Below are 13,190 nucleotides of genomic sequence, written 5' to 3'. Positions count from 1 at the left end.
CTCACCCCTCCCCCACCACCACGACCTCCGTCTCCAAACGCACGCCAAACTTCCGGTACACCTCGTCCTGGATGCGTTCGATCAGGGCGCGCACGTCTCGGGCCGTGGCGCCGCCTGCGTTTTCGATGAAGTTCGCATGTACGGACGAGACGACCGCGCCGCCGACGCGAAGGCCTTTGAGCCCGGCGGCGTCGATGAGCCTTCCCGCGTAGTCTCCCGGCGGGTTGCGAAAGACGCTGCCCGCCGTGCGGGCGGTGACGGGTTGCGTCCGCGCGCGCCGTTCGCGGAAGGCGGCCAGGCGTGCGCGAATCTCTTCGGGGTCGTCGGGACGAAGGCAAAACGCTGCCTCCACGACGACCGCCCGTTCCTTCTGGAGGATCGACGTGCGGTAGGAAAACCTTAAGCTTTCCGGACCCGCCACGACCTCGCGACCGTCGGGGGTGAAGAGGCGTACGGAGCGAAGGACGTCCTTCACCTCGCCGCCGTGCGCTCCGGCGTTCATGACCACCGCTCCCCCGACCGTCCCCGGAATCCCCCCAGCAAACTCGAGCCCCGCAAGCCCCTGGCGTGCGGCAAAGGAGGCAAGGCCGGGAAGAGACGCCCCACCGCCGGCGATCACGAGAACCGTCCCGGGAGGACAGGAAATGTCCCCGCCCTGGGGGGAGACGGCGAGGGTGCGGAATGCGCCCACGAGGCGGAATACGACCCCGCGAAACCCGCCGTCGCCGAAGAGCACGTTCGACCCGTGCCCCAAAAGGAACCAGGGGATCCCCTCCTCCCGCAGGAAGGCGAAGAGGCGCTCGAGCTCTTCCGGCGTACCGACGTCCACGAGGGCGTCGGCCGGCCCGCCGATGCGCCACGTTGTGTACGGGGCGAGGAGTTCGCGGAAGCGCACCCGGGTAAAGGCGAGGTCTGCGAGGCGTCGCAGGGCGGGATGCACGGAAAGTTCCTCCCTTGCACGGCGTCCCCCGGTCCGGTTGCCCCCGCCGAGCTGGCGTGGGCGGTTGCCCGGTCCACCCCAACGTATGCGCGGAAGCGGCCCTGCGTCCCGGCGGGATTCAACTTGCCCGCGCGGCGCGCGACACGGAAAGAAGAACGCCCGTGCCGGCGAGGGTGATCCCCAGGGAAGACCCGCCCGCGCTCAAAAAGGGCAAGGTGATCCCCGTAACGGGGAGAAGTCCGAGGACGACGCCGACGTTGATGAATACCTGGACGAAGACGAGGGACGTAAACCCCGTGGCGAGGTAAAAGCCGAAGGCATCGGGGGCGCGGAGTGCCGCCCGCACCCCCCGCCAAAGGTAGACGAAGAAGAGGGCGAGAAGTGCCATCGCCCCGAGGAACCCGAGTTCCTCGGCGACGATCGCAAAGATGAAGTCGTTGTACGGCTCCGGCAGGTAGAGGAACTTCTGCCGGCTCATCCCGAAGCCGACGCCGAACACCCCTCCTGGCCCTACGGCCATGAGCGACTGAATCGTCTGGTACCCGGCGCCGAGGGGATCTTGCCACGGGTCGAGGAAGGCCGTGATCCGTCGGATCCGGTACGGCTCGGCGAGGATGAGAAGTCCGAAGAGGGCGGCGCCGAGGGCGGCGAGAACGGCCAACACGCGGTGGGAGAGACCGGCGACGTAGAAGAGGATGAGGACGGAGGCCGCAAGCACCGTCCCCGTCCCTAGGTCCGGTTCGAGGAGGATGAGGGCAAACACGAGGGCGAGGAAGCCGAAGGCGAGGGCCGCTTTGGAGCCGTTGCGCACGAGGTCCGGGTGCCGGTCCAAGAGGTGGGCGTAGGTCCAGATGAGGGCGAACTTGGCGAATTCCGCCGGCTGCACGGAAAAGGCGCCGAATCCGATCCAGCTTCGGGCCCCGCCGCGCACGTCGCCGATCCCGGGAACGAGCACGAGGACGAGCCCGAGGAGGGCGATCCCCGTGAGTGCGGGGACGTAGCGCCGAAAGGCCCGGTAATCCGTGCGGGCGAAGACGGCCATCGCCCCAAGCCCCAAGGCGGCAAAGACCGCTTGCCGCTTCCCGTAGTACCACGGATCGCCAAAGTCGCGCGCCCCTACCGCCGAACCGGCCGAGGTGACTGCGAGTAGGCCGAAGACGACGAGAGCGACCGCCGCTCCGAGGAGGACGAAGTCGAGAGAGTCTCCCCCTGCGATTCCCCGCCGCGGAACCGTTGCCGTGCCCGGAGCACCCATACTTCCGCCTCCCTCCGTATCTCGCAGGCGCATGGACGGAGCCGTTCCCCCGGGCGTGCGGCGCCGCCCGGCGCAAATCCGCCGGCAGGCGGGCCGCGGGTTTTGTCGATCCCGCGGCCGAGAACGTACCCCCTACCTCGCCCTACGGCCCCGAAGGTGCGGCAAACGCCTCGCGCACCAAGCGGCGGAACTCCTCCCCACGCGCCTCGAAGTCGGGGTATTGGTCCCAAGACGCCGCCGCCGGAGAGAGGAGGAGCACGTCACCGGGGCGAACGAGCTCGCGCGCACGGCCGACCGCCTCGGCGAGGGTGAGGACGAGGTGGACGGAACCCAAGCCCGCCTCCCGCGCTGCCTGGGCCAGACGCGGGCCCATCTCTCCGTAGGCGATGAGGGCGCGGAGGTCTCCCTCCCGCCCGGCAAAGTACGGGGCGAGGGGGGAGAGGGACTCCCCGCGTTCCAGACCGCCGGCGAGGAGGACCGTGGGGCGACCGGAGAGGGCGGCGAGGGCCGTCGCCGCCGCCTCGGGGTTCGTCGCCTTGGAGTCGTTGTACACGTGTACGCCGGAAAACTCGCCTACATACTCGAGGCGGTGCGGCACGCCGGAAAACGTGCGAAGTCCCTCGACGAGCGCGTCGACGCTAGCGCCTAGGAGGTGCGCCGCGGCGGCGGCGAAGAGGGCGTTTTCCGCGTTGTGCCGTCCGGGCAAGGGGAGGGCGCGCACGGGCAAGAGGGGGAACACCGCGGCGCCGAAGGCGAGGGCGAGGCGGGGTTCTCCGTCCTCCCGGACGAACGCCGCCCACGGGGCGTCCGGCCGCCGGAGGCCGACGAGGAGACGCCGGCCACGGTGTCCCTCGAGGAGCGCCAGCGTCTCGGGGGCGTCCCGCACGACGGCGACGTCCCCCGGCCCTTGGGCGGCAAAGAGGTGCGCCTTGGCCTGAGCGTAGGCGGCCAGCGAGCCGTGGTAGTCGACGTGGTGTGGGTAGAGGTTTGTAAGTACGGCGACCTCCGCGCGGAACGCCTCGTTCGCCAGGCGCATGTCCTCGAGCTGAAAGCTCGACAGTTCGGCGACAAGACGCGCCCGGGGAGAGAGTTCGCCCGCGACGCCCGAGAGCGGGACGCCCACGTTTCCCGCGGCAACGGCCTCCCAACCGGCGAGGGCGAGGATGTGGCGCGTCCAGAGGACGACCGTCGTCTTGCCGTTGGAACCCGTAACCGCCACACGGGGGTGCGGCAAGAGCGGCAGGCTGAGACCGACCTCGGACACCACGGGAATTCCCCGTTCGCGCGCCGCCCGCACCGCCGGATGTTCCGGGGGAAGTCCGGGGCTCTTTACGACGACCTCCGCCCCTTCGAGCACCTCCGGCCCTTGCGGTCCGATGCGCACGGAAACCTTTGCACGCTCGAGCTCGGCGAACTCCGGGCGTTCGCGCACGTCGCTCAACGCGACGCGGGCCCCGGCCCGGGCGAGAAGGAGGGCGGCGGCGACGCCGCTTCGGCCGCCGCCGAGGACGAGAACCCGCCTCCCGGCGTAGCGCCGCCGCAGGGCGGACCACCCCCGCTCGTGCGGCGAGGCGATGGATCCCACGGGGAATCGCGTCATCGGGCGAGCACCTCCACCGTGAGGGCGCAGGCGGCGCACAGGGCCTCGAAGGCCCAAAAGGTGGCGACGATGCGCCATTCGCTCCAGCCGACGAGTTCGAAGTGGTGGTGCAAGGGAGACATGCGAAGCAGGCGCTTCCCGCCCGTGCGCTTGAAGTAGATCACCTGAAGGATCACGGAAAGCGTCTCGACGACGAAGAGCCCGCCCAAGAGGACGAGCAAAAGCTCCGTGCGGGTGAGGACGGCGAGACCCGCAAGGGCACCTCCCAGGGCGAGGGAGCCCGTATCGCCCATAAACACGCGCGCCGGGTGGGCGTTGAAAAAGAGGAAACCCACGAGCGCCCCGACGAGCGCGGCGGCGAAAAGCGCCTCCTCGAAGTGCCCGCGCCCCAAGGCGAGGATGGCGTACGCGCCGAAGGCGATGGCCGCCGAGCCCGCAAGGAGACCGTCGAGTCCGTCCGTGATGTTCACGGCGTTCGTCGTGGCGACGAAGACGAGGAGGAGGAAGGCGAAATAGAGGACGTAGGCGATGGGACCGGGTCCTAAGGCGACGTCGCCGACGAAGGGGACGAATACCCGCGGGTCGAGCCGACCCGTCGCGGCGAGGAGGAGGAAGAGGGCAAAGGCGAGGGCGAGCTGGGCGAGGAACTTGTCGCGAGCGGTGAGGCCGAGGTTGCGCCGGTAGACGACCTTGAGGAAGTCGTCGGCAAAGCCGATCGCCGCATACCCGAGCGTCGCCACGAGGAGGAAGGCCGTCTCCGGCGTCCAGTGGCCGAAGAAGGCGAGGGCGAAGAGCGCGCCGCCGAGGAAGATGAGCCCGCCCATCGTCGGCGTGCCGCTCTTTTTGGCGTGCCAGCGCGGCCCCTCCTCGCGAATGGACTGGCCGGCCTTGAGCCAGCGGAGAAGGGGAATCGCGGCGGGTCCGATGAGGAGCGTCGCGAGGAAGGACGTGGCCATAGCAAAGAGGAGGACCCGTTCAACCACCGGTCGGCCCCCCCTCCCCCGACCCTTCTGCGAGGAGGGCTTGGACGAAGCGCTCGAAGCGCATGTAGCGCGACGCCTTAAAGAGCAAGACCGCGTCGGGGCGGTCGTAGGACCGGACCTCCGCCAGAAGCGCCTCCGGGTCTTCCGTACGCCATACGCGGGCGCCGCGGGCGCGGAGCGCCGCCTCCAGAGGGGCGAGCCCGGGGCCAAAGAGGAGGTAGACGATTCCCTCGACGGGAAGGGTTTCCCCGAGTTCGGCGTAAAGCCGCGGCGCGTGCTCGCCGAGCTCTCCCACCTCGCCGAGGACGGCCACGCGCTCGCGCGCGGGGACGCGGGCGAGCACGGACACGGCGGCGCGGATGGACGTGGGGGCGGCGTTGTACGTATCGTCGAGGACGAGCGCCCCCCGCGGCGTATGCCGCGGGGCGAGGCGCATGGGCGAGCGCTCGAGTTCACGCCAGGCTGCCTCGACTTCCGCCGGCGGAATCCCGAAGTCGCGGGCGACGAAGAGGGCGTAGAGGGCGTTGCGCCAGGCAAAGGCTCCGGGGAGCGGAACGTCCAGTTCCGCGCGCCCCCCATTCACCTCCGCCCACATGCGAAAGCCGTCCAGACCCCGGTCTTCGAGTAGCCCGCCTGGGTCCTTTCCCCGCGGACCGACGGTGCGCACCTCCCCGGGAAAGGCGAAGAGGTAGGCCGCCTTGGGGAGGAGTGGGTCGTCGTCCGGAATGTAGATCCGTCCGCCCTCGTCCATCCCGAGGGCGATTTCCGCCTTGGCCACAGCGATCGCCTCACGCGAGCCGAGAAGGCCGATGTGCGATTCCCCCACGAGGGTGATCACGGCGACGTCCGGCCGCGCGAGGCGGGAAAGCTCGGCGATCTCTCCGCGGCGGTTCATCCCCATCTCGAGGACGACGGCGTCGATGTCCTCGTCGGCCGCAAGCAAGGTGAGCGGTACGCCGATGTGGTTGTTGTAGCTCTCCCGCGCGTAGGCGACGGTCAGGCGGGCGGCGAGGGCGCGGGCGATGAGGTCCTTGGTCGTCGTCTTACCTACGGATCCGGTCACGGCGACGACGCGGCCGCGAAGGCGCGCGCGGTGCGCCCGCGATGCCTCCCAAAGGGCGACGAGGGGATCGTCCACGAAAAGGAGCGGCCTCCGGCGGAGTTCCGCCGGAACGGGGACACTCCGGCGCCAGAAAGACGCCGCGGCGCCACGGGCAAAGGCGTCGGCGACGTAGGCGTGTCCGTCCGTTCGGGCTCCCGGTAGGGGGACGAAAAGCTCGCCGCCGCGGACGGCGCGGGAATCGTGGACGACGCCGCGCACCCGCACGGCCCCGGGCGCAAGGTCCCCCGCGTATTCCGCCCGGGTCGCGGTGAGGAAGAAGGCGAGCGGCCACTCAGGCATCCTCCGCACCCCCCAACTCCCTCAGGGCGGCGAGGGCCTCTTCGCGGTCGTCGAAGGGGATGCGGAGGCGGCCGACGATCTGCTCGCGCTCGTGCCCCTTCCCGGCGATGAGCACGACGTCCCCCGGACGGGCGAGGCGAATTGCGGCGCGGATCGCCCGCTTTCGGTCGAGCTCGACGTATGTCTCCCGCTCCGGCGGATCGGGAATCCCGGAGAGGATGTCCCGGGCGATGGCCTCCGGGTCTTCGCTCCGCGGGTTGTCGCTCGTGACGACGAGGACGTCGGCGAGGCGGTGGGCGACCTCGCCCATGCGCGGGCGCTTTGCGCGGTCGCGGTCGCCGCCGGCGCCGAAGACGACGATCACCCGACCTTCGGCCCACTCGCGGACGGCGCCGAGGGCCTTTTCCAACCCGTCGGGGGTGTGGGCGTAGTCTACGAGCACCGTAAACGGCTGCCCGGCCTCCACCCGCTCCATCCGGCCGGGCACGGGGCGGACGTACTCGAGGATGGGTACGAGCTCCTTGAGGGGGACGCCGAGGGCGTGGGCCGCCGCGAGGGCGGCGAGGGCGTTTTCCACGTTGAAGCGGCCAAGGAGCGGAAGGCGCGCGGGTAGGCGTTCGCCCGTGTAGGCCTCGAGGACGAACGTCGCACCCTGGGCGTTCAGGTGGACGTCGACGGCGCGCAGGGCATTTTCCGGTCCGAAGCCATACGTATACACAGGTACGGCGCTTCGCCGTAACATTCGCTCCGCATGGGGGTCGTCGCCGCGGACAATTGCCGCCTTTTCCGCCGAAGCCTCCGAACCGAGAAAGGCAAAGAGGAGGCCCTTGGCCTCCGCGTACGCGTCCATCGTCGCGTGGTAGTCGAGGTGGTCCTGGGTGAGGTTCGTAAAGACCGCGGCGGTAAGACGAACCCCCCGAATCCGGCCTTGGTCGAGGGCGTGGGAAGACGCTTCGAAGACGGCCGCCTCCAGGCCGTGGATCCGCATGTCGCGGAAGAGGCGCTGAAGTTCGGCGGCGCCCGGCGTCGTGAGCTGCGCCGGACGGGGACCGCGGCCGACGTCGACGAACACCGTGCCCACGAGGCCCGTGCGGATCCCCGCCGCCTCGAGGAGCTGCTGCACGAGGTAGGCGACGGTCGACTTCCCGTTCGTCCCCGTGACGCCGACGACGCGAAGGTGGGACGTGGGGTCGCCGTACAGGCGCGCGGCGAGAAAGGCGAGGGCCTGGTGGGGGTCGGGAACCTCGACGATGGGGACGCCTTCGGGAACGCCACCGCGGCGTACGACTTCCTCCCCCCGCCCCATGGCGACGACGAGGGCGACGGCGCCGCGGGCGAGGGCGTCGGGGATGAACGCGTGCCCGTCGCCTGTCGTGCCTCGGCGGGCGACGAAGAGGCTGCCGGGAAGGACTTCCCGCGAGTCGTCGGTGATGTGCGTGACGTTGACGGTGAGAAACCCCCGCGCCCTCCAGACGCGGAGCGGCGCGAGGAGTTCGGCGAGACGCATTCCCCGTTCCTCCCTTACGGCCGACCCCGGGCGACGGTCGACCGACGTGCGGGAATCCGACGTTCGACCTTGCCCGTACCGTCCCCCATTGTACGGCGTTTTGCAAGGCTTGTCACGAAAGCGCCTACCGACCTTCCGCGGGGGCACGTGGCCCTAGCCGAATGCGCACCCGTTCGCCTGGGGCGAGCTTCGTCCCCGGGGGAGGAGATTGGTCGACGACGACCTCCCCTTCCCCCACGACCTCGAGGTCGAAGGTGTAGGAGCTTTGCCGGATGTCGTCCACGCCCATCCCCACGAGGTTGGGAACCTCCAGGGGCGGGACCTCGGGCCAGACGTACTTTTCCCGGGGAATACCTCCTTCGCGCGGAGGAATTCCCAAGATCCGAAGGGAGGCGTCGAGGACCTGCCCGGCGATGGGCGCGGCGACGACGCCGCCGAACTGGATTCCCTGGGGGTGGTCGACGGCGATGTAGACGACGAGCCGGGGATCGTCCGCCGGAGCAAAGCCGATGAAGGAGACGATGTACTCGCCCGGAAGGTAGCGCCCGTCCGGACCTACCTTTTGCGCCGTCCCCGTCTTCCCGCCTACCCGGTACCCGTCCACGTACGCCCGGTACCCCGTCCCGCGGGCGACGACGGATTCGAGGGCGTAGCGAACCTGCGCCGAGGTCTCGGGGGAGATTGGCGTGCCGCGCACCTCCGGCTCTTGGCGGTGGACCACCGCACCCGTGCGCGGGTCGCGTACTTCCTTGAGGAGGTGTGGCCGGTAGAGGGTTCCGCCGTTTACGGCGGCGGAGACGGCGGCTACCTGCTGAATCGGCGTTACGGCAACCCCTTGGCCGAAAGCAGTCGTCGCGAGCTCCACGGGACCTACGCGCTCGAGGGGGAAGAGGATTCCCTTGGCCTCCCCGGGAAGGTCGATGCCCGTCTTTTCTCCAAAGCCGAAGGCGCGGATGTAGCGAAAGAGCGTTTCCTTGCCGAGGCGGAGCCCGAGTTCGACGAAGCCCGGGTTGTTGGAGTTTTCCACGACTTGGAGAAAGGTCTGGTCGCCGTGTCCTCCGGGCTTCCAGTTCCGGATCTTTACGCCGGCGACGATGATGTAGCCGGGGTCGAAGAAGTGCTCGCGCTCGAGGTCGACCTTTTTCTCCTGGAGGGCGGCGCTCAGGGTGACGATCTTAAACGTCGAGCCGGGTTCGAAGACGCGCCAGATCGGGAGGTTGCGGTTGAGCACTTCGGCCGGATACTCCCGGTAGCGGTTCGGGTCGAATGTGGGCCGCGAGGCCATGGCGAGGATCTCCCCCGTTCGGGGGTCAGCGATCACCCCCATGGCCGCCTCGGGCTTGTACGTGAGCCAGGCGTCGTCGAGGGCGTTCTCTAAGATCTCCTGCAGACGGAGGTCGAGGGAGGTCACGACGTCGTAGCCGGCTTCGGGGGCGTCGTACAGCATGGGAAGCCCGGGAAGCGCCTCGCCCGCCGCGGTGGTGAAGAGCTTGAACGCCCCACGGCGCCCCCGCAGCACCTCGTCGTAGGCGAGCTCGAGGCCGGAAAGTCCCTGGTTGTCGATCCCGACGAACCCGAGGACGTGGGCGGCCAAGGAACCGTGGGGGTAGATGCGCGCCGGCTCGGGGGCGACGTAGACGCCAGGAAGGGCGAGCGCCTCTACGCGCCGCCGCACGTCTTCGTCCACCCGCCTGCCTTCCGGCGAAAGGCGCACCACGAGCGTCCTCTGCGAAATACGCCGAAGGATCTTTTCCCGGTCGGCGCCGAGTTCGCGCGCGAGGATGTCCGCCGTGCGCTCCTTGTCCCGTACCTGGGCGGGAAAGACGAGGACGGAGTACGCCTCGCGGTTCGTCGCGAGGATTTCCCCGTTGCGGTCGAGGATCCGCCCCCGCGGAGGTTCTACGGGTACATCCCGACTCCAAAGCTCCAAGGCCTTGGCCGCGAGGTCCGGGCCCATGAGCACCTGGAGGTGAAACAGGCGCAAGGCAAAGACGACAAGCGCAAGCGTGGCGAGGCCGAAGAGGGCGAGGAGGCGTCGAGAAGGTTCGCGCCGCACGCGTCCGTCCTCCCCGGGGCACCTGCCGCACGCGATCGGACGAGGGCGGGACAGACACCCACGACAAGTCCAACGTTCACCTCACTCGTATGCGGCTTTCCCCCGCGGGAGAACCCGTCCCTTCGCGCTCCACGCCGAGCAGAGGCGCTGCCTGCTCGACGACCTTGCGAAAGATCGGGGCGACGACCTCGCCGCTCCCCTCGGCCGGCCGTTCTGGTTCATCGACGGCGATGTAGAGGGCAAACCGCGGGTGGTCTACGGGGAGGAATCCGTAAAAGGAATAGATGTACCGCCGCGCTTCGTACTTTCCCGTGCGGGGATCGACCTTTTGCGCTGTGCCCGTCTTGCCGCCGATGCGGTATCCGTCCACGGCATAGGCGTGTCCCGTACCTTCGGGTCGGGCTACGACGTCGGCGAGGATCTCCCGCACCTTGGCCGCCGTTTCCGGCGAAACGACGCGTCGACCTTCAGAGGCCGTGGGGGAAGTGCACGTCCCGGCGTTGGCGTCGCGAACGCACTTCACGAGCACGGGATCGCGCAGTACCCCATCGGTCACCGCTGCGGAAAGGGCACGGACGAGGCCAAACGCCGTCACTTCGAGTCCCTGCCCGTACGTCGTCGTCGCCACGTCGCGCGGCGGCGCAGCGGCAAAGTCGGGCAGCCGACCGCGCGCCGATCCGGGGAGCGGAGCCCGTCCCGTGAGCGAAAACGGCAGTTCGTCTACGCCGAAGGCGTGTTCGTACCGGGCAAGCCGCTCCCGTCCCAGGCGCTCGTACCCGAGGATCACCGCGGCGACGTTGCTCGAGCGGACGATCCCCTCGCGCAGCGTGATCTTCCCCCATCCCCTGGGGTCCGACCAGTCGCGGATCGGGGGCGAGATTTCCGGACGTGCATACACCCCCGCCTGGTACGTGTCGTCGTCGCGGTACACGCCTTCTTCGATCGCCGCGGCTAGGGTGAGCACCTTGAAGGTCGAACCCGGCTCGTAGAGCCTGCCCACGAAGGGATTTGTGTACTCGGAAATCGCCTCGTACCGGTTGGGATCGAAGGTCGGGCGGGCGGCGGCCGCGAGCACCTCCATCGTCCACGGATCGACGAGCACGCCCCAAATGCCCTTGGGGTGGAGTTCCTCGTCCGCCTCCCGAAGCGCCTCCTCGAGGATCGCCTGCAGGCGGACGTCGATCGTGAGCACGACGTCCTTTCCCGGACGCGGCGGATCACCCTGGACCTCGGCGTAAGGGAGGGGTACGCCGCGGTTGTCCGTGGGCACCGAAGTCTTTCCCCGCGTGCCGCGGAGTACGGCATCCAATCCCGCCTCCAGGCCGTACTCCGCCTTCCCGTCCCGGTTTACGTAGCCGAGGAGGTAGGCGGCGTACTCGCCTTTGGGGTAGTACCGTCCGACCTCGGGGCGAAAGACGACCCCCCGAACGCCCGCGCGCCGCAGCTCTTCCTCGAGAGCTTCCTTGCGGTGCGGGAGGAGCTTCCACCCGTAGGGGCGGAACTCCACCTGGTACCTCCCCCGTTCGCGCCCTTCCCGCAGCGTGTTCAAGATCGCCTCCTCGGGAGCATCGAGCCCGCGGGCGAGGGCGCGGGCCGTCGCCTCGAGGTCCTCGACGTGTTCGGGAGCCCGGGGATCGAGGAGGGCGACGACGTCAAAGGCGGGAACGTCGTACGCGAGGCGTTCGCCATTTCGGTCCAAGAGGGATCCGCGGGGCGCCTCTTCTTCGCGCGAATGAACCCATTGTTCGGTGGCGGCGTGAAGGAGTTGGGGGCCCCACACCTCCTGTACGTAGAAGACGCGTCCGATCACGGCGACGAGGAAGGCGACAAACACGCCCAAGAAGTACGCAGCCGTGCGGAACGCGCGGTGCGCGTTCCCCGGGCGTCTCCCCCCGCCGACGTCCCCCCGCGACGTCACGGCCGCGTCTCCGGACGTATGGCGTCCGGCTCTCCCCCCTGCGTCGGCGAGACACGCGCCACGACGGGCGAACCGGTCGGGGGACGGTTGCCAAGTTGGGCCACACCTTGGGGCGTCCCGTCGCCGCGCACCACGGTTCCCGCGTTCTTCTCCAGGCCGAGCCCTGCGGCAACCTCGCGCAGACGTTCGGGGGACTTCAGGCGGTCGACCTCCGCCGTAAGAAGGTCCACTTCCTGCCGCAGGGCGGCCGTTTCCCGTTCGAGGCGAGACGCTTCATAGCCGAGCCCCGTGAGGTAGGCCATGCGCGCGAGATAGGCGAAGACAACGAGGAGCGCCAATACCGCGTACCCGAGGTAGGTGCGCTTTTCTGCACCCGAAAAGGGTACGGACGAAGGGGCGGTCGGCTTCGCCTCCGGCGACCCCGAAGGACGCGCGCGGCGAGGCGACCGCGGAAGCGGCGGTGTTGGGACGGGGTCGTATTCCGCAGGGCGGGCGCGGAGAGCCGCGGATCCTCGAAGCGGGGGGTGCACGACAAACCCTCCCTCCATCTCGTCGAGGTACATCGGTTTCGAAGGGTTCGCACCACGAACTTGGGGCGGCGGATCACGTGACCCGCTCCAGGGCGCGGAGCTTCGCCGACCGGGCACGGGGGTTGCGCGCCACCTCCTCCGGCGTCGGCGTTACGGGTTTCCGCAAGAGGAGGCGGTAGGTCGGGCGCGGGGCGCCGGAGTACGGTGCGGTCGACTCCGGACCGTACACCGCCCGGCGAAAGGCTTCTTTCACGCGTCGGTCTTCGAGCGAATGGAAGGAGATCACCGCCAGACGGCCGCCGGGACGAAGGAGGCGGATCGCCTGCTCGAGGGCAGTCTCCAGGCGGGCCAATTCGTCGTTTACGGCAATCCGGAGCGCCTGGAAGGTCCTGCGCGCCGGATGCCCTCCCCGCCTGCGGTAGCGGGCGGGAATTGCGGCTTTCACGATCTCCACAAGTTCTCCCGTCGTGGTGATGGGCGAGCGCGCCCGTGCCTCCACGAGGAAGCGGGCAATGCGCCTGGCAAAGGGTTCCTCCCCGTACTCACGAAGGATTCGAGCGAGCTCGTCTTCGGACAGGGTGTTGACGAGGTCGGCGGCAGTAACCGCCCCCTCGGGATCCATGCGCATGTCCAACGGGGCGTCCGCGCGGTAGGTAAACCCCCGTTCTGCCTCGTCGAGTTGGAGGGAGGAGACTCCGAGGTCGAAGAGGATTCCGTCTACCCCTTCGGGTACCAAGGGACGTACGACGTCCTCGAGGTCGGCAAAGTTCGCGCGCTTCAGGATGAAGCGCCCCCCCACCTCGCCCAGGGCGACCTCCGCGCGGGCCAAAGCCGACGGATCTTGGTCGATGCCGATGAGGAGCCCGCCGTCCAAGCGCGCGAGGATCTCCCGCGCATGCCCCCCGAGGCCGACCGTCGCATCGACGAAGATCTTCCCGGGAGCGGGGGCGAGAACCTCCACCACTTCCTGAAGGAGGACGGGTATGTGCACGCGCACGC

10 protein-coding genes are annotated in these 13,190 nt (G+C 69.2%); all 10 read right to left on the bottom strand.

Features of this window, described 5'->3' with window-relative positions:
- Window position 1: 1 nt before the first annotated feature.
- The gene (gene murB / locus C7438_RS00590; protein WP_121443422.1) at window positions 2-940 is read right to left on the bottom strand and encodes a UDP-N-acetylmuramate dehydrogenase; all 939 of its coding nucleotides are present in this window, start codon (window positions 938-940) and stop codon (window positions 2-4) included.
- A gap of 118 nt (window positions 941-1,058) precedes the next feature.
- Window positions 1,059-2,195: a putative lipid II flippase FtsW gene (gene ftsW / locus C7438_RS00585; protein WP_121443421.1), complete on the bottom strand. Its 1,137-nt coding sequence runs from the start codon at window positions 2,193-2,195 to the stop codon at window positions 1,059-1,061.
- A 142-nt stretch (window positions 2,196-2,337) separates the two neighbouring features.
- Window positions 2,338-3,795 carry a UDP-N-acetylmuramoyl-L-alanine--D-glutamate ligase gene (gene murD / locus C7438_RS00580; protein WP_170143451.1) on the bottom strand — a complete coding sequence of 486 codons (1,458 nt, stop codon included), beginning with the start codon at window positions 3,793-3,795 and terminating at the stop codon, window positions 2,338-2,340.
- Window positions 3,792-4,751: a phospho-N-acetylmuramoyl-pentapeptide-transferase gene (gene mraY / locus C7438_RS00575; protein ID WP_121444010.1), complete on the bottom strand. Its 960-nt coding sequence runs from the start codon at window positions 4,749-4,751 to the stop codon at window positions 3,792-3,794. The genes murD and mraY overlap by 4 nt, the downstream gene beginning before the upstream one ends.
- Before the next feature lie 19 nt (window positions 4,752-4,770).
- The gene (locus C7438_RS00570) at window positions 4,771-6,180 is read right to left on the bottom strand and encodes a UDP-N-acetylmuramoyl-tripeptide--D-alanyl-D-alanine ligase (protein ID WP_121443419.1); all 1,410 of its coding nucleotides are present in this window, start codon (window positions 6,178-6,180) and stop codon (window positions 4,771-4,773) included.
- Window positions 6,173-7,687, bottom strand: coding sequence for a UDP-N-acetylmuramoyl-L-alanyl-D-glutamate--2,6-diaminopimelate ligase (locus C7438_RS00565; RefSeq protein WP_121443418.1), 1,515 nt, complete (start codon window positions 7,685-7,687; stop codon window positions 6,173-6,175). The genes C7438_RS00570 and C7438_RS00565 overlap by 8 nt, the downstream gene beginning before the upstream one ends.
- A gap of 124 nt (window positions 7,688-7,811) precedes the next feature.
- Window positions 7,812-9,743 carry a stage V sporulation protein D gene (locus tag C7438_RS00560; RefSeq protein ID WP_121443417.1) on the bottom strand — a complete coding sequence of 644 codons (1,932 nt, stop codon included), beginning with the start codon at window positions 9,741-9,743 and terminating at the stop codon, window positions 7,812-7,814.
- A gap of 76 nt (window positions 9,744-9,819) precedes the next feature.
- Window positions 9,820-11,661, bottom strand: a complete 1,842-nt coding sequence (locus tag C7438_RS00555; protein WP_121443416.1) for a peptidoglycan D,D-transpeptidase FtsI family protein — start codon at window positions 11,659-11,661, stop codon at window positions 9,820-9,822.
- Window positions 11,658-12,191 carry a hypothetical protein gene (locus C7438_RS00550; RefSeq protein ID WP_121443415.1) on the bottom strand — a complete coding sequence of 178 codons (534 nt, stop codon included), beginning with the start codon at window positions 12,189-12,191 and terminating at the stop codon, window positions 11,658-11,660. Before C7438_RS00550 ends, C7438_RS00555 begins: the two co-directional genes overlap by 4 nt.
- A 73-nt stretch (window positions 12,192-12,264) precedes the next feature.
- Window positions 12,265-13,188: a 16S rRNA (cytosine(1402)-N(4))-methyltransferase RsmH gene (gene rsmH / locus C7438_RS00545; RefSeq protein WP_121443414.1), complete on the bottom strand. Its 924-nt coding sequence runs from the start codon at window positions 13,186-13,188 to the stop codon at window positions 12,265-12,267.
- Window positions 13,189-13,190 lie beyond the last annotated feature (2 nt).

It is taken from the genome of Brockia lithotrophica (assembly GCF_003633725.1).
GTDB lineage: Bacteria > Bacillota > Bacilli > Thermicanales > DSM-22653 > Brockia > Brockia lithotrophica.
Note: the sequence above shows the minus strand (reverse complement) of the source record. Positions and strands in the feature narration are given on the sequence as shown.